The organism is Thainema salinarum CENA647 (assembly GCF_057732415.1).
This window is the reverse complement of record NZ_JBYJZJ010000022.1, coordinates 4532395-4554113: the sequence shown is the minus strand read 5'-3', so window position 1 is coordinate 4554113 and position 21719 is coordinate 4532395. Positions and strand designations below refer to the sequence as shown.

General features: G+C 51.1%; 17 protein-coding genes, 1 tRNA gene and 1 riboswitch. Of the genes, 10 read left to right on the top strand and 8 right to left on the bottom strand.

All coding sequences use genetic code 11. The features are described from left to right. Nucleotides 1-480 precede the first annotated feature (480 nt). The 5 genes from AC286M_RS26665 to AC286M_RS26645 form a co-directional block, all read right to left on the bottom strand. Nucleotides 481-810: a hypothetical protein gene (locus AC286M_RS26665; protein ID WP_488207263.1), complete on the bottom strand. Its 330-nt coding sequence runs from the start codon at nt 808-810 to the stop codon at nt 481-483. A 326-nt stretch (nt 811-1136) separates the two neighbouring features. Further along, entirely contained in the window at nt 1137-2090 is a 954-nt protein-coding gene (locus tag AC286M_RS26660; RefSeq protein ID WP_488207262.1) for a GDP-L-fucose synthase family protein, read from the bottom strand. Between the two features lie 73 nt (nt 2091-2163). Further along, a complete protein-coding gene (gene gmd, locus AC286M_RS26655; RefSeq protein WP_488207261.1) occupies nt 2164-3246 on the bottom strand; it encodes a GDP-mannose 4,6-dehydratase in 1083 nt (360 codons plus the stop codon). A gap of 481 nt (nt 3247-3727) precedes the next feature. Continuing rightward, complete coding sequence (locus tag AC286M_RS26650) at nt 3728-3922, bottom strand: DUF4278 domain-containing protein (RefSeq protein WP_488207260.1); 195 nt, start codon at nt 3920-3922, stop codon at nt 3728-3730. Between the two features lie 32 nt (nt 3923-3954). Beyond that, nucleotides 3955-4011: riboswitch (Glutamine riboswitch) on the bottom strand. Nucleotides 4012-4320: 309 nt separating this feature from the next. Then, nucleotides 4321-5856, bottom strand: a complete 1536-nt coding sequence (locus AC286M_RS26645) for a DUF3370 domain-containing protein (RefSeq protein WP_488207259.1) — start codon at nt 5854-5856, stop codon at nt 4321-4323. 269 nt (nt 5857-6125) lie between these two features. On the opposite strand from AC286M_RS26645, the gene AC286M_RS26640 reads away from it, so the two are divergent. Further along, on the top strand, nt 6126-7466 hold the full coding sequence (locus tag AC286M_RS26640) for an ABC transporter substrate-binding protein (RefSeq protein WP_488207258.1): 1341 nt from the start codon (nt 6126-6128) through the stop codon (nt 7464-7466). Between the two features lie 87 nt (nt 7467-7553). Here the strand turns inward: AC286M_RS26640 and AC286M_RS26635 are convergent, their stop codons facing one another. Further along, nucleotides 7554-9452, bottom strand: a complete 1899-nt coding sequence (locus AC286M_RS26635) for a tetratricopeptide repeat protein (RefSeq protein ID WP_488207257.1) — start codon at nt 9450-9452, stop codon at nt 7554-7556. Between the two features lie 280 nt (nt 9453-9732). Between AC286M_RS26635 and AC286M_RS26630 the strand changes: the two genes are divergently transcribed. The 7 genes from AC286M_RS26630 (at nt 9733) to AC286M_RS26600 (ending at nt 14926) form a co-directional block, all read left to right on the top strand. Continuing rightward, a complete protein-coding gene (locus AC286M_RS26630; protein WP_488207256.1) occupies nt 9733-10311 on the top strand; it encodes a metal-dependent hydrolase in 579 nt (192 codons plus the stop codon). Nucleotides 10312-10477: 166 nt separating this feature from the next. Continuing rightward, nucleotides 10478-11569 carry a redox-regulated ATPase YchF gene (gene ychF, locus AC286M_RS26625; RefSeq protein WP_488207255.1) on the top strand — a complete coding sequence of 364 codons (1092 nt, stop codon included), beginning with the start codon at nt 10478-10480 and terminating at the stop codon, nt 11567-11569. 426 nt (nt 11570-11995) lie between these two features. Further along, nucleotides 11996-13066, top strand: coding sequence for a type I glyceraldehyde-3-phosphate dehydrogenase (gene gap / locus AC286M_RS26620; protein WP_488207254.1), 1071 nt, complete (start codon nt 11996-11998; stop codon nt 13064-13066). Between the two features lie 137 nt (nt 13067-13203). Then, nucleotides 13204-13551 carry a YkgJ family cysteine cluster protein gene (locus AC286M_RS26615; protein WP_488207253.1) on the top strand — a complete coding sequence of 116 codons (348 nt, stop codon included), beginning with the start codon at nt 13204-13206 and terminating at the stop codon, nt 13549-13551. A 182-nt stretch (nt 13552-13733) separates the two neighbouring features. Beyond that, a tRNA-Gln gene (locus AC286M_RS26610) sits at nt 13734-13805 on the top strand. Nucleotides 13806-13873: 68 nt separating this feature from the next. Continuing rightward, nucleotides 13874-14371: a 2-amino-4-hydroxy-6-hydroxymethyldihydropteridine diphosphokinase gene (gene folK / locus AC286M_RS26605; protein WP_488207252.1), complete on the top strand. Its 498-nt coding sequence runs from the start codon at nt 13874-13876 to the stop codon at nt 14369-14371. A 9-nt stretch (nt 14372-14380) separates the two neighbouring features. After that, complete coding sequence (locus AC286M_RS26600) at nt 14381-14926, top strand: NUDIX hydrolase (RefSeq protein ID WP_488207251.1); 546 nt, start codon at nt 14381-14383, stop codon at nt 14924-14926. 6 nt (nt 14927-14932) lie between these two features. Here AC286M_RS26600 and AC286M_RS26595 read toward each other — a convergent pair whose 3' ends face one another. Both AC286M_RS26595 and AC286M_RS26590 read right to left on the bottom strand, forming a co-directional pair. Next, on the bottom strand, nt 14933-18769 hold the full coding sequence (locus tag AC286M_RS26595; protein ID WP_488207250.1) for a PAS domain S-box protein: 3837 nt from the start codon (nt 18767-18769) through the stop codon (nt 14933-14935). A 185-nt stretch (nt 18770-18954) separates the two neighbouring features. Beyond that, nucleotides 18955-20148 carry an NAD(P)/FAD-dependent oxidoreductase gene (locus tag AC286M_RS26590; RefSeq protein WP_488207249.1) on the bottom strand — a complete coding sequence of 398 codons (1194 nt, stop codon included), beginning with the start codon at nt 20146-20148 and terminating at the stop codon, nt 18955-18957. A gap of 327 nt (nt 20149-20475) precedes the next feature. On the opposite strand from AC286M_RS26590, the gene AC286M_RS26585 reads away from it, so the two are divergent. Next, entirely contained in the window at nt 20476-21045 is a 570-nt protein-coding gene (locus AC286M_RS26585; RefSeq protein WP_488207248.1) for a DUF3611 family protein, read from the top strand. Nucleotides 21046-21164: 119 nt separating this feature from the next. After that, nucleotides 21165-21635, top strand: coding sequence for a thioredoxin-dependent thiol peroxidase (gene bcp, locus AC286M_RS26580; RefSeq protein ID WP_488207247.1), 471 nt, complete (start codon nt 21165-21167; stop codon nt 21633-21635). Nucleotides 21636-21719 lie beyond the last annotated feature (84 nt).

The following is a 21719-nucleotide window of genomic DNA, read 5'->3' as shown; positions in this document are numbered from 1 at the left end:
AATTTGCTTGGGTCAGTTGTCAGAGTGGTCTATCCCTATTAGCTGCTTGGCAATACATTCCTATATTCTGAGCAGTAAATAATTTTGGATTCCCACTGAAATTGACGGGGTCTTTCCGATTGTAGCCTCTCTGACAAAAGTTGCATGTCTTAAGTCAGAAGTTTGCTTAACTCAGTATTCACACTGCTGAAGTATTCACCAGTGAAATGATAGAGTTTCCCTTCTGACAGAGACGATCTTAACCGAGAGCACACTATGGTCACCACTACCACTCAGCGATCTCGAAATTGACTCAGTGTTGATTCTGGAAAATATACTGATGCCACTCTAGCTTAGATCACCCACCCATCAAACGCCCAGAAATCGAGTGAATTGCGGAAGGGGCTACGCTATCTAGCTCATTTACTAAGTCTAAATCTAGAAAATTTCAGACGTAAATCACAATTTCTAATTGAAATTGCCAGGGTCTTTCAATTTGATTTATGTGTCTTCTGTTGAGACAGCATCTACCCAGGAGGCTAGATCGAGTTCCGATGAGGCGGTGAGGTTGTCTAAAGCTAGAGCTGCAACGCTTGAGCTGCGCAGATTTCCCCATAGGCTGCACTGTTTATCCGATAGAGTGAGAACCAGCGACGCTCCACGCTGACCGAGACGACAGGCCGTTTGAAAGACTTTCGCTCGTTCAGAGACATCGGCTGTGTAGAGCCGACAGAATAATTCTCCCCGGTAATTCATTCCTTCTTGGATGCGCTCGCTAAACCAAAATTTGAACGAATGAATTTTGGCCTCATCAACAATTTCAGGTAACACCGAGCCTTACCTCATACAGTGAAATTAGGGGCATATTCATCGCCACTAGCTAATACAATTGCTAGCTAAGCCGATGAGAGCGTTATAGAACTGAGTTAGGTAAAGCCTAGCTGTAATCTAGTACCAGTCAATGTGACCCGCTAATGTGAGTAAATGTAAGTATTTGATGACCAATACCGAAACTAAGCCGACTTGCTGGTAGAAAACACTTGTTAACAATTGATACCAGTTAGTTTCGAAGTCGGGGTTTTACTAGGTCAACTTTGCCTATATCTCTGTTGTAGCCGATCTGACTAGTTTTAAGCCCGAAGAAATTGTGAGAAACATCATTTAGCCGCCTGGTCGTGCTGACGATACCAGTCAATTGTGCGTCTTAGCCCTTCTCGGAAATCAACCTGAGCGGTAAACCCAAATGCCTGCTTGGCGCGTTCGGTATCTAAACAGCGCCGGGGTTGGCCATTGGGCTTGTCCGTTTGCCAGACGAGTTCCCCGTTGAAATCCATCAGTTCACAAATCAAGTTAGCAAGATCGCGAATCGAAATTTCTTCACCTGTGCCCAGATTAACCGGATCAGCAGCACTGTATGTTTGGGTAGCCATGATGATTCCACGAGCCGCATCTTCGGAATATAAAAACTCGCGAGTCGGGCTGCCGTCGCCCCAAACGGGGATCTGCTGCTCACCTCTCAGTTGGGCTTGATGAACCTTATGGATCAATGCTGGAATAACGTGGGAGCTGCCGGGATCAAAGTTATCGTTGGGGCCATACAGGTTCACAGGTAATAGGTAGATGCCGTTGAACCCATACTGCTGGCGATAGGCCTCCAGTTGAACCAAGAGCGCCTTTTTGGCAATACCGTAGGGCGCGTTGGTTTCCTCAGGATAGCCGTTCCACAGGTCGTCCTCTTTGAAGGGGACAGGAGTAAATTTGGGGTAGGCGCAAATGGTGCCGACACAAACAAATTTTTCGACCCCTGCTTCGTAGGCCGCGTGGATGAGCTGAGCACCCATCATCAGATTGTCGTAGAACAGTTCGGCTGGTTTTTCGCGGTTGAGGCCGATGCCGCCAACATGGGCAGCAAGGTGAACCACAATGTCTTGTTGATCAACAGCTCGTTGGCAGCTTTCCAGCGATCGCAGATCGGTATTGTGCGATCGCGGAATGGTAATCTTCTCTAATTCCGCACCGGCTTGGCAAAGCTGGTCAACAACTTGTTGACCTAAGAAACCTGCACCGCCAGTGACCAGAATGCGTTTCCCAGCTAGGGGCAAGATGGTCATGACTATCCACCTGTCTTTTTAGAACGTTTTCAGCGGTTGTTTTGCATGTTAGAGAGGGTTCATTTAGCCGCAATTAGGAAATTAAAGAACCCAGACTTTGACGGATGGTTGCCATATCTAAGGGATTAACGGAATCTTTGCCCTGACCAGAGTTCCCAATACCAAGAGCATGGAGATCGGCTTCAACCATCAGCTTCACCAGCCCTTCAAAGGTGACGCTAGGTTCCCAACCGAGCTGTGTTTTGGCCTTAGCTGGGTCGCCGATCAGCAAATCAACTTCTGCTGGACGTAGATAACGCTCATCGAACTCTACGTACTGCTCCCAGTTCAGGTTGACATAGCCAAAGGCGGCCTCTAAAAACTCTCGGACAGAATGGGTTTCCCCTGTAGCTACCACATAGTCATCTGCCACATCCTGTTGCAGCATCAGCCACATAGCCCGAACGTAATCTTTGGCATATCCCCAGTCTCGTTTGGCGTCTAGGTTGCCCATGTAGAGCTTTTTCTGCTGGCCAGCCGCAATTCGCGCCACTGCACGGGTGATTTTGCGGGTGACAAAGGTTTCACCACGGCGGGGAGACTCATGGTTGAACAAAATGCCGTTGCAGGCAAATAGGTTGTAAGACTCACGATAGTTGACGGTTTGCCAGTGGGCATACACCTTAGCGCAGGCGTAGGGACTGCGAGGATAAAACGGCGTGGTTTCTTTCTGAGGAACATCCTGAACTTTGCCGAACATTTCAGACGATCCCGCCTGATAAAAGCGCACTTCGATGCCTGTGCGGTGCTGGTAGTCGCGAATGGCTTCTAGCAAACGCAGCGATCCCATGCCAACCGTATCGACGGTGTATTCCGGCGAGTCAAAGCTGACCCGCACATGGGACTGCGCTCCTAAGTTATAGATTTCGACTGGTTTAACTTCTTCTAAAATTCGCCGCAGCGTTGTACCGTCGGTTAAATCACCATAGTGCAAGAACAGACGAGCGTTTTCGTTATGGGGGTCAACGTAAATATGATCTAGGCGATCGGTATTAAATGTTGATGTTCGGCGGATAATGCCATGCACCTCATATCCTTTCTGCAACAGCAATTCAGCTAGATAGGAGCCGTCTTGCCCTGTAATACCCGTGATAAGGGCGCATTTTGCCTGTGTCATCCTCAGTGTCCTTGGTTATGTATGACTGCAGAAGTAGGTCAGCATCAGTTATCTCCAGCTCAAAAACTGGGCGCTGCCAAAATTTTTGATTGAGGTCAACGTAAGCTGAACTACTTGGACTCAAATTGTTCACCCGGTGGGGTGGACTGGATAAGAGTCGATCGAGGAGCGAGACTTGGGGGGTAAAGTAACCATTTGTCCGCTAAAAACTCAGTGAAGTTCAGTCTGAATCGAGCTTCACCAGCCTCATTGTTGATCATGCCCCTTTTGTTTCCGAAACAAACATTTGCAGTCTTAGCGATCTGGAGCAATGAAAAAGCACTCCTGTTGAACAAGAGTGCTCTATGTTGTGCTTGACCATAGTCATGCTGTTTGGACTGTGTGCTGCCTGTTACCAATGCACTGGTTTTATGCAGATGGCTGTGTGACAGGCGGCTACATGATAAATCGTGCGATCGCACATTGCAGATGCTGTTGCATTCTATGCTGTGGGTAGACCAGCGCGGAAATGTGCGCCGCGATAGATCAACTCAATCGTGCGTTTAAAGTTGGGTAACCGAATGGAGTGATGGAAATGAACAGGACGACCACGATAGGTTCCTACCGTTTCCAAATCACTGATGTCGATATGAGGTGGGTTGTAGTCGTACGTTACGCCACGATAGGTCAGTTGCATATTCGCCTCCAAATGTATGAATCGATGTTTGGGGCGCGTTCCTTCGGGAAATTCCCTACTTCCGTTTCTCAGCTTGAGAAATGAACGGTTTGTTTTTCTGTATCTAATTTTACAGTTTGCACTTGGATTGATCAATTCATTGTCAGGAACAACTGACAAAATGAAGTATTGCTTAATCTGGATATGAATTGAGATGTAGGGGCACTGCCCCTACATCTCAATTCATACTTAAAATCGGCAATCCCCAAAACAAAGTATTGAGACAAAAGCATGGCAACGCCATGCCGACGTAACACACCGCGAGTTACAAAACCACTGAATCTAACCGATTTCATGGTTGATGTGCGGCGCTCAGCGCCACATCAACCATGAAAACCAACGAAATAGAGCTGGCTGGACTACTGCTGACGAGTGGAAAGGGTGAGCACCTGGGGCGGAGTTGCATCGGGTGGATAGAGCAAGTTGACTTGAACCGTGGTAGATGTTTCTGGCTGTAGCTTGAGCTTGAGCAGTCTTGCTCTGGATTCACCCCGCTGCTGAACGAGGTGCGTGTAGTGGGTTTGAGAATTGCCTTGAGCATCGATGTAGCGAACGCCAACGGTGCCGCGAAAGAAGGTTTGTGTGGGCGGTTCCTCGTAAAACTGTAAGCCTGCGGTTGATAGCTCAGACTCCTTCAGCGGCGTTTGCCAGAGAATCTCAACCGTTTGAGTTTGAGCGGTTGGATTATGTAGCGGCAGGGTGAGGCTGTACTCTACGCCGTAGTTGCCGTGATGCTCATAAGCCGTGTCGGCATATCGCACCAGCATGGGAGCGCTCTGGTTTTGGTTGGTGCCGAGTTCGCCACCTCGCAGCAGGCTGATGCCGTAAGAATAGGACTCACCAGGATGTGGGATTCTCAAACTTCTGCCGCTGGGTAAGTCTGCTAGGAAGGCATTCCATTGCGCACCCTGCGCGACACCCGCAACCCGACCGTAGATAATCTGTCCCTGTTGATTGGGTGGAGTGGGAGTGCGATCGCGGGGACTAGCCAATCCAGATTGAGTAAGTAACGCTTCCCACTCCGCTAAGGTCGGTGCTCGTTCCTCCAATGCCTCTGGATCTTCATCGGCATCTATATCAGGATTATTAGAATCGCGCTCGGGTTCATCACCTTCGTCATCATCTTCCTCATTTGGCCAATATCGACTGTCTTTAGTCGCTTCATTTTCAATAGGAAAAGTTTGGGCATTACCTTGGGATTCGTCTATGAAATCTGTTGAATCTGCTGAATCTGTGGCAGCGGGTGGTGCGTACTGAGCCAAACTTGCGACATAGACAGGGGCGCTACTGCGAACCTGCAACAAGGTGGAGCGACCGTTCAATGGTGGGTCTAACTCCCGCACTGGAATTGGTGCATTAAGCACCATGCGGCTTTCACCGGGAGGGATGATAATTTGGGCCGGAAAATCTGACTGACGGCGACCTCGGAGGATATCGCTCATGACGCGGCTGCCGGGGCCTGCGTAGACGGAACCGTCTGGATTATTTAACTGACTCGGCAAGTCAATAAACGGGGCATCGGGCTGACTTAAGTAGCTAGCAGCGGCCAGAATATCCAATGTGACGGGCTGCGTACCAGGATTGTTAACAAGGATACCGAGATACAGCGATCGCAGATCTTCTGGTGTTGGAGCCTTAGCAACGTGATGGGCAAAAATGTCAAAGCGCCCAGTTAGTGGAAAGTTTAAGTGAGCCGCAGGAACAGCCATGCCATCGGGTGGAAAGGTAGACAACAAGATGCCAGGCGTTTGTACCAGTTCAGGGCTATTGCTGTTGAAGACAGGTGTATCGTCTAGTGATCCCTGCAAGGGTCGAACCTGCTGAGGTTGCACATAAACCTCTGGAACAGCTTCGGGTGGTTCGGGTGCCACTACCGCAGGAGTTGTCTGCGCCAAAGTAAGAGTCGGAAGTAGAAAGAACATCACGCGTTGAACAAGGGATAAATTGAAATAAATTATGACGATAGAAAAATCGTTTTTTGTTGCAACTCCTTCATAAACATGCAACTTTATTAAGTGATTCAGGCTACAGTCATGCAGAGAACAATCTGGATGAATTTTTCACAAAGCACGTTTGAATACAGTCACACGGTTACGCCTCAATTTCAATGAGGATTGAACTAGGTTAACCTTCGTGGCACTACATTGAGGAGTTTGATCCAATCATGAAGAAGTCTTTTTCGAATCTGGCAGGAACTCTCAAACTGCGCTCCATTGCAACAATAACCGTAGCAGCTTTAGCTGGCGGAATGTTTGCGGCAGCTTGTCAGGCTCCGTCTGATACTGACACGGCAACTGAGGGTGCTGAAACAGAGACGACTGAAGAAACCGCAGCAGCCAGTGGTGATGGTCTTAAATTGGGAGCACTGTTGCCCGCAACGGGTGATCTGTCCTCCATCGGCCAACCGATGCTAGATGCGATTCCGTTGGCTGTGGATACCGTAAATGCCTGCGGTGGTATCAACGGCGCAGATGTCACGCTCGTGATTGAAGACGACCAAACCGATCCGACGGCAGGCGCTAGCGCCATGACCAAATTGGTTGAGGCCGATCAGGTTCATGCCGTTGTAGGTTCATTTGCAAGTAGCGTATCCAGTGCAGCGGTTGATGTCGCTGTCCGCAATCAGGTTCCAATGGTGTCTCCCGGTAGCACCAGCCCTGTCTTTACCGAACAAGCCAGGGAAGGTGCATTTGAGGGATACTGGGCGCGGACGGCTCCCCCAGATACCTATCAGGCCGAAGCGCTGGCTCAGTTGGCAATCGACGAAGGCTTGACCAATGTCGCTACTGCCGTAATCAACAACGACTACGGTGTTGGCTTTGAACAGGCGTTTGTTACAGCCTTTGAAGAACGAGGCGGCACCGTTGTCAATAAAGACAATCCCGTTCGCTATGACCCCAAGGCGACTACATTTGAGTCAGAAGCATCAGCAGCATTTGGCAGCAAGCCCGATGCCGTGCTGGGTGTACTCTACGCTGAAACGGGTTCGCTACTGCTGCGGTCTGCCTATGAGCAGGGTTTGACCGATGGTGTTCAGATTCTACTGACCGATGGTGTACAGACGGAAACCTTCCCAGAAGATGTTGGTAAGACCTCTGATGGTGGCTTTATTTTGTCTGATGCACTCGGTACTGTGCCTGGTGCAGGTGGCGAAGGTCTGTCTGACTTCACGGCACTGTGGGAAGAGCAAACTGGCTCCGCTCCTGGCGCATTTGTGCCTCACACCTGGGATGCGGCTGTGTTATTGATGCTGGCAGCTGAGGCGGCTGGTGAGAACAATGGTGAAGCGATCGCAGCTCAACTGCGGGAGGTAGCCAGCGGTGGTACGCCTGTAACGGATGTTTGCGAAGCTCTAGAACTGATTCGCAACGGCGAAGATATTGACTATCAGGGCGCGAGCGGTGCCGTTGATATCGATGAGTATGGCGACGTAGTTGGCCCATACGATATCTGGAAGGTCAATACCGAAGGCAAGATCGAGACGGTTGACCAAGTTCAACTGTAGCGATCGCAGTTTTTACCTAATCTAAACGTAGGGGCGAATGGCCATTCGCCCCTACTGTTGTATTGGCCATTTGCATCCGACTAACCATCAATCGTTGTTTTGTTGATAGCGCTTGAGTAATTCCGGCAGATGGTCATATCCGTCTACGCCGATGGCCGCGATAATGCGCGATCGCTGTTCAGCCAGCAAATTTTGAAATGCCTCATCACCAATTTGTCCTCGCAAAATTGTGAGGACTTTGGCCGGATAGCGCCATTCTTCCGAGGCCATTTGTTCAAGTAAATACATGGCTAGGCTGCCAGTTGCGATCGCAGATGCGGCTTGATCTAGCTGGTATTGCGCTTCGGCTAAATAGGCCATATTGGTTGCTTGCAGGTATAAATCCCCGGCAAACTGGGCGGCTTGAATGCCGCCTTCTAGGTAGGGAATGGCGGCTTGGGGCTTTTGATTCATCACTTGAGCAATGCCTAAACTGCTGAGACAGAGGGCCTGGCTTTGCCGATCTCCCAGCCGTTCCACTAGCTTCAAGCCCTGCTGCAGATACTGAATTGCCATTTCGCTGGTGTCAGTATCCACACTGCCCTGCTGCTGCATCCGGAAGACTTCGCTGAAGCCGAGATTGGCTAAGGCATTGGCTTCTCCGGTGCGATCGCCTGCCTGCCGCGCCAAAATCAAAGCGCGCTGGCTGTAGCTGACGGCTTGGTCGTACTGCTGCTGGGCCACATACGTGCGGCTGAGGTGATTCAAATTGGCAATTTGGCAGGTCATATCCTCCGCTTTCTGAGCAATTTCCAGCGCCTGCTCATGAAACTGGATGGCGTTATCGTAGCGACCAAGCCCCCGCTGCGACGATCCCAGTAGCGTTAAAATTCGCGCCTTCTCTGCCGTCCCTTCCGCCTGTTTCAGCGGCTGATCCAGGTAATCCAGCGTATCCCGCAGATAGCGACCGGAGAACGAGGCAAACAGACCGCCGTACAGCGGAAAATAGTCCCGCAGCGCAAAGGAGCGCAGGATTTGCAGCGTCATTTGAAAGCAAGCCTGCATCATGCGATCGCGGCTGGTGGCATTCAACGTCGCAGCCTGATTAAAGCCACTGGCCAACTGCGACCACAGCACCGCAAAAGCCAAGTAGGTCGAAATCGAGAGTTTAGAGCCAACCTTTGAGTCATAAACTAGCTTGTCAAACCAGTTGACCAGTCCCTGCTGCAAGCAGCGCAGTGTAATCATCAAGCCCACCCAGTCTTGATTGGAAAGCCCATGCTTGGCGGCATATTCGACCGCTGATTCCTCCAAAGCCAGCGTGTGAAAGAGCTGCTTGGGCGCGGCATGGCTGACCTTTTTCTCCCAGGTTGCCCAAGGCCCATACTGTCCTGGCGATCCGGCAAAGCCAATTGATCCCCGCGCTTGGTCGTACAGCCAACTGACGAGATCGGTTTCCAGTTCCTGCCAAGATTGCAGCCCCTGCTGAACGCCAGCAGCCAGTGCTTCCACACCTTCGTGCATTTCGGGGTGGAGGGCCTGAGCCGACTGTTGCAGAGATTTAGCCAACTCGCGCCATTGGCTCAGAGTGAAACTGCGATCGCGGTTTGGATCCAGTTCCTGCACCAGTACTGCAAGCTGTTCGGCAGGTTCAGCATTCAGAATCCGCTCCGTCGCGTCATCAATTTGGGTATTGGACGCATTCTCCGCCTGCCACTTTTCCCATTCGGTCTGAATCGTCTTCAATGCCCGCAGCTTGCGCTCAACCTTAGCGAGCTTCAGCTCATCGGTTTGCGTTTCCTTTTCCTTATCTAGGGCTGTCCGTCGATCCCCCAAACAGCGGTCAAAAATTTCACCGCCGCCTTTAGGAACGCCTGCTTGCAGTAGTTGATTCACCTGTGCGGTCGAGCGAATATTGCCCTTCAGCGTCATTTGAATGATTTCGTCGATTAAAGCCAAACTGCGATCGCGCATGGACGGAGTGTTGGATGGGGCAGAGTCAGACATGGGGGTGAGGGAGTAAAGGGTGGATGGGCAGGAGAGTAGATGGGTGGGAGGGTGGATGGGTTTGGGATTGCTTTTGTATTTACCTTAGCGTGTATGGTAATGGCTAAAATTCGGTTGGTAATTCGCTGTAAGAAGATGTTAAGTCCATTCAGCTTATATTGATGCTTTAACTACAACTCCAAATAAAGCCCCATTTCTTCCCCCTACTCCCCTGCCCCCTGCTCCAATCACCTGACTCTAGCTTCATGGCAACAGCAGGATTAGCACTCTATCCAGGCTTATGAATACTCCGTCCCATTTTTTGATGACTGTGGCACTAGATAAGACGCTGCCGCGCGTTCCGATTGTCAAAAGTGCGTTCTTATTGGGATCAGTTGCGCCGGATATTCCGCTCTGGTTGCTGTCGATTGGCGGCATGGTTTACTACCAATACGTTCTCGGCTGGAGCGCAGCGGATACGTTTAACCACATGTTCGATACGCTGTTTTTTCATGATCCGGTGTGGATGACGCTGCACAATTTTTTGCATTCACCCATAATTCTGTTGACAGGAATTGCCATCGTTTGGCGATCGCGGCGCAACATTGGGTCGCGATCGCGCTGGTTCTTCTGGTTCTTTCTCGCCTGTCTGCTACACAGCGGTGTTGATATTGTGACCCACGTAGACGATGGCCCCCTGATCTTCTTCCCTCTCGATTGGCAGACCCGCTTTCAAAGCGCCATCAGCTACTGGGACGACCGCCACCACGCCCAAACCTTCGCCATATTTGAACAATCCACCAATCTATTCTTCATCACCTACCTACTCGCCCCCCGCATCTATCGCTATCTGCACCGCCTTCGCCACCACCAATCCTAAAAGCTGCCCCCAAAAGCCCCCCATCTCCCTTGGCCCCCCTGCCTAAATACCCCACCCATCCACCCTCCTACCCATCCACTATCCACTCCCAACACCCCCGACCACTTCCGCTATACTGTAAAACTGTGCCTTTTACTGTGCCGTTCACAAATCTGCGGAATTCATCATGCTCAGAGCCGGAATCGTCGGACTGCCCAACGTTGGCAAATCTACTCTTTTCAATGCGCTCGTCGCCAATGCCAAGGCTCAAGCTGCCAATTTTCCCTTTTGCACAATTGAACCGAATGTCGGCGTAGTTGCCGTTCCGGATGAGCGGCTGAATGTCCTGGCCAAAATTTCGGAATCGGCTGAGATTGTTCCGGCCCGCGTCGAGTTCGTCGATATCGCTGGACTAGTGAAAGGTGCCAGCAAAGGCGAAGGTTTGGGTAACCAGTTTTTGGCCAATATTCGCGAAGTGGATGCGATTGTCCATGTCGTCCGCTGTTTTGAAAATGACGACATCATTCACGTTTCGGGTTCAATTGACCCCATTCGCGACATTGAAGTGATTACGCTAGAACTGGCTTTGTCTGACCTGGCTCAGCTGGAAAAGCGGATTGAGCGCGCCCGCAAACAGGCTCGCACCGACAAAAATGTTCAGGCCGAAGTGGAAGCAATTGAGAAAATTCTGCCCGTCCTCAACGAAGGGCAACCTGCTCGTTTGGTCGAGCTGACCGAAGAAGAAGAATTACTGATCAAACCGCTGGGCCTGCTGACTCGCAAGCCGATTATTTATGCCGCCAATGTGTCTGAAGATGATCTGGCGACGGGTAACGAGTACGTGGAAAAAGTCAGAGCGCTGGCGGCGAAGGAAGATGCTGAAGTGGTGATCATCTCAGCTCAGGTTGAAGCCGAACTGATTGAGCTGCCGGAAGAGGAGCGGGGCGAGTTTTTAGAATCGCTCGGCGTTGAAGAAGGTGGCCTGAAATCGCTGATTCGCGCCACCTACGAGCTGCTTGGGTTACGCACCTATTTCACAACTGGCCCTAAGGAAACGCGGGCTTGGACCATCCGGGCTGGCATGTTGGCTCCCCAAGCCGCAGGCGTCATTCATACCGACTTTGAGCGAGGATTCATCCGGGCAGAAACGGTTGCTTACAACGACCTGGTTGAAAACGGTTCAATGAATGCGGCCAAAGATAAGGGATTGGTTCGCAGTGAAGGCAAAGAGTACGTTGTCCAAGAAGGCGACGTTCTCCTGTTCCGTTTCAATGTGTAATATCAGTTCTACAAATTAGCGTTACAGATGCGGTGAGCATCCGTCTCGAAGTTTAAGCTGGATCTGGAGCTGAGATCGCAGCTCCAGATCCAAATCAAACTACCATCACTCCGAATCGACCCGTGCTGCTTGTTCTATGCTCATGCAGCACGGGTCGATTCGTTTGTTATCCTGATTCCCTAACATAGCCGAGCACAAACCAAAGAAAACATAATTAATCCCGCGATCCCCACAATTCGTCGCCAATATAAATGGTGACGTGAGTGCCGTGGTCAGCACAAATCCGGATGATTCGAAATTTGCATCGGTTTGTGTTGATAACGCTAGATGGAAATTGAATAAACATCAAATTTGCAGTTGTTCGGTTCACAGCAGTTTGGGCTGCAAATTTGAGTCCAGCATTATTCAGGAACTGAAGGTAATTTTATGGCTCCCATCAAAGTTGGCATCAATGGTTTTGGCCGGATTGGTCGTCTCGTATTTCGTGCCGCTATCCACAATTCCAACATCGAGTTTGTTGGCATCAACGACTTAGTCCCGCCCGAAAATTTAGCTTATTTGCTGAAGTATGATTCAACCCACGGGCGCTTCAATGGCACAGTAGAAGCTAAAGCTGACGGGATTGTCGTGAACGGCAAGTTTATTCCCTGTGTCGCCGTTCGCAATCCAGCGGAACTGCCGTGGGGAGAATACGGCACAGATTACGTTGTGGAATCCACAGGTTTGTTCACCACCTACGACGGTGCGGCTAATCATCTGACCGCAGGTGCCAAGCGGGTCGTGATTTCGGCTCCCACAAAAGATCCAGAACGGGTGCCCACCTTCTTGGTTGGCGTTAACCATGACACGTTTAATCCCGAAACGGACAAGATTGTGTCGAACGCAAGCTGCACGACCAACTGCTTGGCTCCGGTTGCCAAGGTAATTAACGATAACTTCGGCTTGGTTGAAGGCTTGATGACCACTGTTCATGCATCAACTGCGACTCAGCCGACAGTTGATGGCCCCAGCAAGAAAGACATGCGCGGTGGCCGGGGTGCTGGTCAAAACATTATTCCGGCATCTACGGGTGCGGCGAAAGCTGTAACGCTAGTGCTACCAGAGCTGAAAGGTAAGCTGACTGGGATGGCGCTGCGTGTTCCCACTCCAGACGTTTCGGTGGTTGACCTGACCTTCCGTACCGAAAAAGCCACTAGCTATCAGGCGATCTGCGACGCCATGAAGCAGGCTTCTGAAAGCTACTTGAAAGGAGTTCTGGGCTACACGGATGAGCCAGTCGTCTCGACTGACTTCGTCACCGATCCGCGCTCTAGCATTTTTGATGCCGGGGCTGGCATGGAGCTGAACAGTAACTTCTTCAAGGTAATTGCCTGGTACGACAACGAGTGGGGCTATTCAAATCGAGTGGTGGATTTGATGCTGACAATGGCCATGGAGGACGGCATTTTGAGCGAAGCCAGTGCGTTTAATAGTGCAACACCTGCCATGTCTTATTAAGGTTTAACGTCGGAGTAAGGGCGAATGGCCATTCGCCCTTACATAAGATCAATTGAAAGATCCATCGAAGAATTGAGTTTCTGCGATCGCAACCTGAATTGACATAGGATAGAAATCCCAATACTGAACGAAACCCTATGGCAACTTGGCAGTGCGTGAAGCAGTGTGGTGCATGCTGCAATCTTGAACCGGATGATCGGCCCGATTTAGATCAGTATCTGAGTGAGGCGGAGTTAGCCCAGTACCTCAGTATGGTGGGTGAAGGAGGCTGGTGCATCCATTTTGATCACGATTCACGACTCTGCACCATTTACGATGAGCGGCCTCGCTTCTGTCGGGTGAAGCCCGATATCTTTCAGGAGATGTATGACATTGCACCGGAAGATTTTAATGACTTTGCGATCGCATGTTGTGAAGAGCAGATAGAAGGCGTTTACGGTGACGATAGTCCTGAGCAAGAGCGCTATCGTCAGATTGTTGTTTAGCTGAGTGGGCTAAATCGGTTGCCTAGCAGAGGAAGCGAGCAAAGCAAAACATGCGCAAAGCTTTGTGGCATGAGACTTTCAGAGGATACGTGGATAAAGGTTAAATCTTTCTGCAAAAAAGAGGGTAAAAACACTTGACACTATCGGTCATACTGCTGTTAATATACATAAGCTGACATCAATGGGGTGTCGCCAAGTGGTAAGGCAGCGGGTTTTGGTCCCGCCATTCCTAGGTTCGAATCCTAGCACCCCAGTTAAGGTTCTACTATCAAAGAGGGGCACAGTACGCTGTGCCCCTCTTTGATTTTTTGAGATGTAGGGTATGACTCAAGGGACAACGAACGGAGTTCGATGCGCGATCGCAATGGGCAGCAACCTGGGAGATTCAGTGGCGATTCTGTCGGGGGCGCTGACCACTCTCAATCAACAGGCAGAGATTGAGCTGGTGGAACAGTCATCACTGTATCGCACGGCCCCTGTCGGCCCACCCCAACCCGACTATCTCAATGCCTGTGCCGTCATTCGCACAACGCTACCAGCGCCAGATTTAATGCAGCGACTGCTGGCGATTGAGGCTCAGTTTGGGCGGGTGCGGCGAGAGCGTTGGGGAGCGCGACATCTAGATTTGGATTTGCTGCTGTACGGCGATCAGATCATTCAAACCGAAACGCTGTATGTGCCGCATCCTCGGTTTCGAGAGCGCGCCTTTGTGCTGGTGCCGCTATCCGATGTGGCAGCAGACTGGCTCGATCCGGTGACGGGACATGAGATCGCAGATCTCGTGAAAGCGGTAGACTGTTCTGGTGTTTATCGTCTATGAGGTCAATCAATGCCCCTGGGACAAGAGCCTGCCAAGGTTTTGCAGCAGCGATTGTATTATGCAGGCCGCAAGTTTAGCTTTGAAGTGAATCGCCTGCGGTTGCCGAATCAGGTGGAGGGCGACTGGGAATGTATTCGCCATCCCGGTGGGGCGTTAGCGGTGCCTGTGTTATCAGACGGGCGGCTGGTGCTGGTGCGGCAGTATCGCTTTGCGTTGCAGGGGCGACTGCTGGAGTTTCCGGCAGGCACGGTTGAGCCAGATGAAGATCCGGCTGAAACGATTCGGCGTGAAATTGAAGAAGAAACGGGCTATCGGGCGGGCAAGTGGCAAAAGCTAGGCGAGTTTGCCCTGGCTCCTGGTTACTCTGATGAGCTAATTTATGCGTTTTTGGCCCAAGATTTAGAGGAGCTGGAAACGCCACCGGATCAGGATGCGGACGAGGATATTGAAGTGGTGCTGATGACACCGGAAGAACTAGAGAAGGCAATTTTGGCAGGTGAACCTGTAGATTCGAAATCAATTTCAAGTTTTTTGTTGGCGAAACCGTATTTTTAGAAAACGTTAGAACGTTCCAACGTTTTTCGCAGAACAACATTTCGAATTGAGTAATTGAGTAGGCTTAGGCAGGTCAGTTTCAGGGGGTGAGATCGCAAGGGGTAAGCGAATGGTGAAGATCACCTGCTGGGGCGGACTGCTGACATGGATGGTGCCGGATAGGTGTTCGACTAATTGTTTAACCAGAGCTAAACCTAAACCTGTGCCGCCGTGCTTCCAGGGATCGTTGTTGGGCACTCGGTAGAACTTGTCAAAAATGCGCTCTCGCTCGGCAGCAGCGATTTTGGTGCCTGTGTTGCTGATTGTCAACTCAACCTGGTTTGAGTCGGTCGTTAACGCTAAATGAACAGTGATCGTTTCCTGAGCGGGCGTATATTTGCAGGCGTTATTCAGCAGTTCGGCCACAATCCGGTCTAGATCGGCTGCGTCGGTGGTGAGCACGATGGCTTGGGACGGCAGTTCAAGCTGGAAGGTTTGCTGCTGCGACTCCGCTCGCTCAACGAAGGGTGGAACGACATAGGACAGCCAAATGCCAAGATCAAAGGTGGTCGGGTTGGGCTGCTTTTGGTTGGACTGCAGCCGCGAAAGGTCAAGCAGATCATTGATTAGGCTCAGTTCGCGATCGCACTCATCCTTTAAAATTCTGAGATACTGTTCAATTCGATTGGTGCGGGTAATGCTGCTGAGTTGATGCAGCATGATGGCCAGCATGTGAGTTGCCATTTTAATGTTGGCCATTGGTGTCCGCAGCTCATGGGATACGGTGCTGAGGAAGTCATCCTTGAGCTGGTTGAGCTTTTCAAGCGCTTTAACCTGAGTTTGAGCGGCTTGATAAAGTCGTGCTTGGCGAATTGCGATCGCACATTGGTTGGCGATTTGCTGGATCAGTCGAATCTCAACTGCATCAAATGGAGCATCCACGGGCCGCATCAGCAGCAGATCGCCAATGGTTTGGTTGTTGTCCACAATGGGACAGACGACAATGCACATCCATTCGCGCGGCTGATCGGTGAGTAAGGTGCAGAACTGAAAGGCCTGGCCGTCGCTGAGCTGCTGATAGATTTCGGGATATCGCTCCACAGGTAAAACAACATGATATTCCTGCAAGCTGAGATTGCCTTGATATTCATCTAATACTTGAACTGCGAGCGGCACAGGCCGCTGGGGGATACTAACCGATGCAGCTTGAGGGGCCGAATGTTGGATGGCTGCATCTGGTAATTCCGGTAACTGGTAAAGCGCGGTGTTACAGGCCACAACCTGGAGCGCTTCAGCCAGTTCCCAAACGGCGCTGTGGAGGATTTGCTGCTCGTCTAGGCTATCGCGGACTTTGTCGGTAATTCGCTTAAGTAATGCTTCAAACAACAGGGCTTGCTCAAGCTGTTGGGTACGCTGCTGTACCTGCTGCTCTAAATTGGCATTGAGCTGCTGCACCTGCTGATAGAGTTCAGACTGCTGGATGGCGATGCTGACTTGTAGAGCAAGCTGCTGGAGAAACTCGATTTCTTCGCTGCGCCAGGAACGTGGGGCAGAACAGTGCTGAGCCACGAGCATGCCCCAGAGGCGATCTCGCTGATGCTGATCTTCCTGTAAAACTGGGATCACGAGGCACGCTTTAGTTTGGCAACGGGTGAGAACCTGGCGATAGGCCATCGGCAGGGGAGCCGTTTCCACATTTGCGATCGCTTGAATCATGCCCTGCTGACTGTACTGCGCTTGCTGAGTCGCAAACCAGTCGCCCCGAAACGGCTGATGCCGAATTGATGTCCAGCCTGCCTGTACCGATTCAACCGCTACCGTACCGCTCCAGTTGGCATCAAAGCGGTATAGAATCACGCGATCGGTCTTGAGGAAGCTGCGCACTTCCGCCACCGTCGTATTCAACACTTGATTCAGATCTAACGAGTGGCGAATTCGCTGCGCGACTGTGCTGAGGAGCTGATCTCGTTCAACCTGTCGCCGAATGGCATCTTGGCGCTGTTTTTGCTCAGTGATGTCTCGGGCGGCCCCATAAATATAGCCATTTTCTGGTTCTGGCATAGCGATCCAGGCAAGCCAGCGATAGGAGCCGTCTTGATGGCGATAGCGATTCTCAAAGTGATATGTTTTTTGTCCACGGGCCAATTTTTCGAGTTCAGCCAGCGTTTTGCCTTGGTCGTCTGGATGAACAAAATCCAGAAAAGGGTGCGCGAGCAACTCGGCATCGTCGTAACCTAAAATGCGTTGGAAGGCCGGATTAACCTGCTTGAAGTAGCCGTCCATACTGACCACGCACAGCATTTCAATTGGCATTGTAAAAAAGCGATCGCGTTCTTCTTGCAGCCGTTTGCGATCGCTGATGTCTTCAATCACCGCAACAAAATACTTTGGCTCTCCTGCCGCTGAGCGCACCAGGCTAAGCGTCAAATGTGTCCAGACGCTGGAGCCATCTCGGCGGATACAGCGCTTTTCGGTTAAATAATCGGGCTTTTGCGGCTCGACCAGCAAAGCCTGTATGTGTTGCTGATCACGTGCGAGATCGTCCGGATGAGTAATTTCGTGAAATGTGAGCTGGAGCAACTCGTCCAGTTCGTAACCCAGAATGTGACAGATTTTTTGATTGACCTGTAGAAGTTGGCCGCTCAATGCCACTTCCGCCACGCCAACGGCAACTTGCTCAAACGTGGCGCGAAAGCGTTCTTCACTGTCCCGCAGTTGGGCTTCAGACTGCTGGCGCTGTTCAACCTCACGGCGCAGTTTCCGATTAAAGCGCGCCAGCGTTAGATCTCGCCAAACTGCACAGCTAGCTAGCAATACCAAAAATAGGGTCATCATGACCCAAGTAATGCGGTGGATTGTCCAAAACGGCGTGGGTGTGCCATACCACTGCTGATAAATGGCCCGGTACTGCGCGGTGTCAATAAACTGCTGCACCGCCTGATCGAGCCGTTGCAGGAGTGCAGGTTGATCAGGCTGAACTGCGATCGCACGTTTAACTTCTTGCAGCGGTGCACCCACAATCTTAATCCGTTGCTCAACCCGCGCCTGCCGCGCCAATTTCAGAAAGACGGGTTCTGGATAAATGACAGCATCGACTTCACCCGCCAGCAGATGCAGCAGCGCGGCTTCTGGCGTATCGACGGTAATCATCTCGATTCTGCCGTTAGCACCGTGCGCTTGGTTGTAGTCCGCCAAGATGGACTGAGCCACATTGGTCTGCACGACAGCAACGGGATGATTGACCAAATCATCTAGTGTTGCAATATTGGGGGTAGCGCGACGGACGGCAATGGCAACGGGACAGGTTTCGATCGGCGATGTAAACGCCATCTGAGCCTGGCGCTTCGCCAAAATGCCAAAATTGGGAATCAAGTCAGCTTCACCCGCTAAAAATGCCGCTTGGACTGCTGGCCAACTGGATTCCACTTGATAGGTGACGTTGAGATTCGCCAAATCGGCAATTTCATCCATTACATCAATGGCGAATCCCGTTGGCACGCCATCATCAGACACTGCGTACTGCGGCGGAAAGTTGGCTGGAATTACTGCGGTAACAGCGAGAGGTGCTTGAGCCTGAGACGTTGGAACGACGGACGGTGTCGTCTGATGCGTAGCCAAAGCGTGAGCGACGGATAGTTCAATTCCTGGAAACACGCTCACTAACAGTAAACCGTATAGGCCACTGAGTACCAGTCCCACGCTGAACAACCCCAGCCAACACCAATGACGCCGTCTGGGGTTGGCTCGTCGTTTTGCATCCTGTTTATAGCGCAATAGTTGACAGCCTGATAAAAACAGCGACATCTGCTGCGATCGCACCCAACTCATACTCAGCCCTAATTTGACTAGAGAAAACACACTCATAGAGTGCCCGCCAATTCACGCTGTTCTCTATGGCGCAATATAAGTTCGGATAGGGTGAAAAGTGCTGAGTGCTAGGTGCTGGGTTTTAGGTTTTGGGTTCTAGGTTTTGGCTGCTGGGTGTTAGGTTTTGGATGGATGGGTGCTAGTCTTTACAAGCTCTCTACAGCCTTCTCCTCAAGCTCTCACTAATACTGAGCCGCCAATGCTGAAGAAAACCGGGTCGGCTGCATTTGCTCAATGAGCGGATCGGTTTGGGTTGCCATCCACTGCACGAAGCGAGGTGCGATCGCAGGTACGATCGCGAAGGGATTACTAAAGCCAGAAAATAGATAAGCGCCTTCGAGATTGGGGATATGGCCGACCAGCGGCACTCCGTCGCCGCTGAAGGCAACTAGACAGTGATGCCAGGTTCCGGCTAGAGACTGGAGCGTGGGCAAAACGTGGCCAATTGCCTGACGCAGATGGGCTTCGCTGGCGGCAGGATCAATTTCAGCCTGCGGATTGGTCAAGATGCGGCTGATCTGGCCCATGCACAAATCGCCAGCAGCGAACTGCACCACGCCCACATCCAAAATTGTATTGTTGATTGCCGATTCTGCCTGGTTCCACTGCTGGTCGTGAGCAATGTCTCCAGCTTTTTTCTCAAGCTGGAAGCGCTGCAACTGGGCAGGCATGACCAAGGTTTGCAGTGTTAAATCAACGGGTGGAGTTTTAATCACCTCGGCATGAGTGAAGTAGACAGGGACGGTGATACCAACCTGCTGGAGGAGGCTGCGGCTCAGTCCTCCGGCTGCGATCGCAACTCGATCGGCAGAGACTAGACCGCTGGGGGTTTCAACACCCGTCACCCGGTTGCCCGTGCGCGTACAGCGAATCACCCGCTCAAATCGGATCTGGCCACCCAGTCGCTGAAATCCGTGATTGTAGGCTTCCACAATCGCCGTGGGTCGCACATGGCCATGTTGGACAGTGAACGCACCCGAGATAGCTGCCGGATTGAGCAGCGGCTCCATCTCACAAGCTTGCCCTCTATCCAGCAAAATTGGCGGATTAACGCATTCCGCGTAGCTTAGCGCCAGTAATTCGGTATCGCTCTCTGGCGAAATGGTCAGCAGTAAATCAAGCTCCCGCAGCTCGGTTGCATGATCCAGTTCATCCGGCAACTGATGATGGCGGTCGATGCCTTCCTGGGCCAACTGTCGCATCAAATCCGTTTTTCCCGACCAGTAGGCAATTCCACCGTAGCTACAGCGTGTTGCATTGTCGGCCTCAGGCTGCTGCTCAATTACCAGCACGGATAATCCTTGCTTTGCGAGTTCGTAGCTTAGAGCAGCCCCCGCCAAACCATTGCCAATTACAATCCAGTCGTATGTTGTCATGGGAGCGATAGAGTCTTCTTTTGGACTTTAACGGGGATATCTCTGTTGGTCAATTGGCCTTTAGGTACAAACACTCATCACCTGTATTAAACATAACGCATCGCGTCTCAGGCAGGGTGTTCGTGTTGTCCTACAGCGATAGAATGTGAGCTTTAGGCTCTACTGCGATCGCACTTCTGGACGGTCTGCATGAATCGCTGCGCGGCAACGCTTGATGATGATCTACTAAAACGCTATCGTTAAACCCTATAGTTGCGTTGTTTCGAGCTTTACATCACACCGTTCATCTCAACTCTCTCAACTCTCACTATTTGAACCTTAGAACTAATGACTGGTCGATCTGAACCTCGTTCGCTGCCGCCTGCTGTCCGTCGCATCGCCGGAGCTTTTCGCCTATTCGGCTGGATTAGCTTTTGGATTCAGCTCGTTTTAGGTGTGGTGGCCGCTGGCATTTTGTTGCTCTTGACCATTAGTCCAGCACCTAACACTGGAGCGAATAGTCCAGGGACAGGAGCGGGGCTTTTTCTAGCGACTGGGGGCATTTTAGCGCTGTTTGCGGGTGCGCTGTGGGCCTTCCGCTATTCCCGACTGGCTCGACAGTTGCGCTTCGGTGACTCTAACAGTCGGCCCAAACCGAAAGATGTCTTACAAGCAATACAGATCGGGCTGTTGATTAGCCTGCTGGGGATGTTGCTCACGCTATTGGGGGCAGAAATCATTGTCGGCTCGCTGTTTGTCAAATCGCTGTCTCAGCTAGGGGCAGGCATCGCTCTAGATCGAACCCAGTACATTCAGCCCCTTGATATCTTCATTGTTCAGGCATCTACCCATACGGCAGTGGCTCATTTTGCTGCGATCGCAATTGCGCTGTATCTGCTGCGTTTGGTTAATCGATAGTTGTTAGTTAGTGGAGCTGTTGGTTATATAGTTGTTGGTCAACAACGGTCGGTTGGTCATTGCTAATCGGTCATTTTAACCGTTAAGCCATTTTTGTGAGGAGTGAGAAATTTGGGCTTATGACAACTAGTGTTGAGCTATCCATTGGTGATCCAGCTCCTGATTTTACGCTGCCGGATGCAGAGGGCAATTCGGTGTCGCTTTCTGATCTGCGGGGCAAGCGAGTCGTGCTGTACTTTTATCCCCGCGACAATACGCCTGGCTGCACGAAAGAAGCCTGTGCTTTTCGGGATGTTTACCCCGATTTTCAGGCAAAGGACATGGTCGTTTTGGGTGTAAGTGCCGATGATGCCAAATCTCATAATAAGTTCATCACCAAGCACAGTTTGCCGTTTCCACTACTCATTGATGAAGGTGGCAAAGTTGCTGAATCCTACGGCAGCTACGGCTTAAAGAAATTCATGGGCAAAGAGTTTATGGGTGTGTTTCGCCATACGTTTGTGATTGATTCAGAGGGCAACATCGAAAAAATTTACCGAAAGGTTAAGCCAGACGTTCATCCTGCACAGATTCTTGATGAACTAAGCTAAGCCATCAGCCACAATCTGGATAAGCAAAAACGTTTGATCGAAGGTCATGATTTTGGGTTGTGTGGACATTTTATGAAAACCGCA

Excerpts from the sequence above, each read along its gene's own strand:
- AC286M_RS26660 (WP_488207262.1), bottom strand. The coding sequence starts at position 2,090 with ATGACCATCTTGCCCCTAGCTGGGAAACGCATTCTGGTCACTGGCGGT.
- gmd (WP_488207261.1), bottom strand. The coding sequence starts at position 3,246 with ATGACACAGGCAAAATGCGCCCTTATCACGGGTATTACAGGGCAAGAC.
- AC286M_RS26650 (WP_488207260.1), bottom strand. The coding sequence starts at position 3,922 with ATGCAACTGACCTATCGTGGCGTAACGTACGACTACAACCCACCTCAT.
- AC286M_RS26640 (WP_488207258.1), top strand. The coding sequence starts at position 6,126 with ATGAAGAAGTCTTTTTCGAATCTGGCAGGAACTCTCAAACTGCGCTCC.
- AC286M_RS26635 (WP_488207257.1), bottom strand. The coding sequence starts at position 9,452 with ATGTCTGACTCTGCCCCATCCAACACTCCGTCCATGCGCGATCGCAGT.
- AC286M_RS26630 (WP_488207256.1), top strand. The coding sequence starts at position 9,733 with ATGAATACTCCGTCCCATTTTTTGATGACTGTGGCACTAGATAAGACG.
- ychF (WP_488207255.1), top strand. The coding sequence starts at position 10,478 with ATGCTCAGAGCCGGAATCGTCGGACTGCCCAACGTTGGCAAATCTACT.
- gap (WP_488207254.1), top strand. The coding sequence starts at position 11,996 with ATGGCTCCCATCAAAGTTGGCATCAATGGTTTTGGCCGGATTGGTCGT.
- AC286M_RS26615 (WP_488207253.1), top strand. The coding sequence starts at position 13,204 with ATGGCAACTTGGCAGTGCGTGAAGCAGTGTGGTGCATGCTGCAATCTT.
- folK (WP_488207252.1), top strand. The coding sequence starts at position 13,874 with ATGACTCAAGGGACAACGAACGGAGTTCGATGCGCGATCGCAATGGGC.
- AC286M_RS26600 (WP_488207251.1), top strand. The coding sequence starts at position 14,381 with ATGCCCCTGGGACAAGAGCCTGCCAAGGTTTTGCAGCAGCGATTGTAT.
- AC286M_RS26595 (WP_488207250.1), bottom strand. The coding sequence starts at position 18,769 with ATGAGTGTGTTTTCTCTAGTCAAATTAGGGCTGAGTATGAGTTGGGTG.
- AC286M_RS26590 (WP_488207249.1), bottom strand. The coding sequence starts at position 20,148 with ATGACAACATACGACTGGATTGTAATTGGCAATGGTTTGGCGGGGGCT.
- AC286M_RS26585 (WP_488207248.1), top strand. The coding sequence starts at position 20,476 with ATGACTGGTCGATCTGAACCTCGTTCGCTGCCGCCTGCTGTCCGTCGC.
- bcp (WP_488207247.1), top strand. The coding sequence starts at position 21,165 with ATGACAACTAGTGTTGAGCTATCCATTGGTGATCCAGCTCCTGATTTT.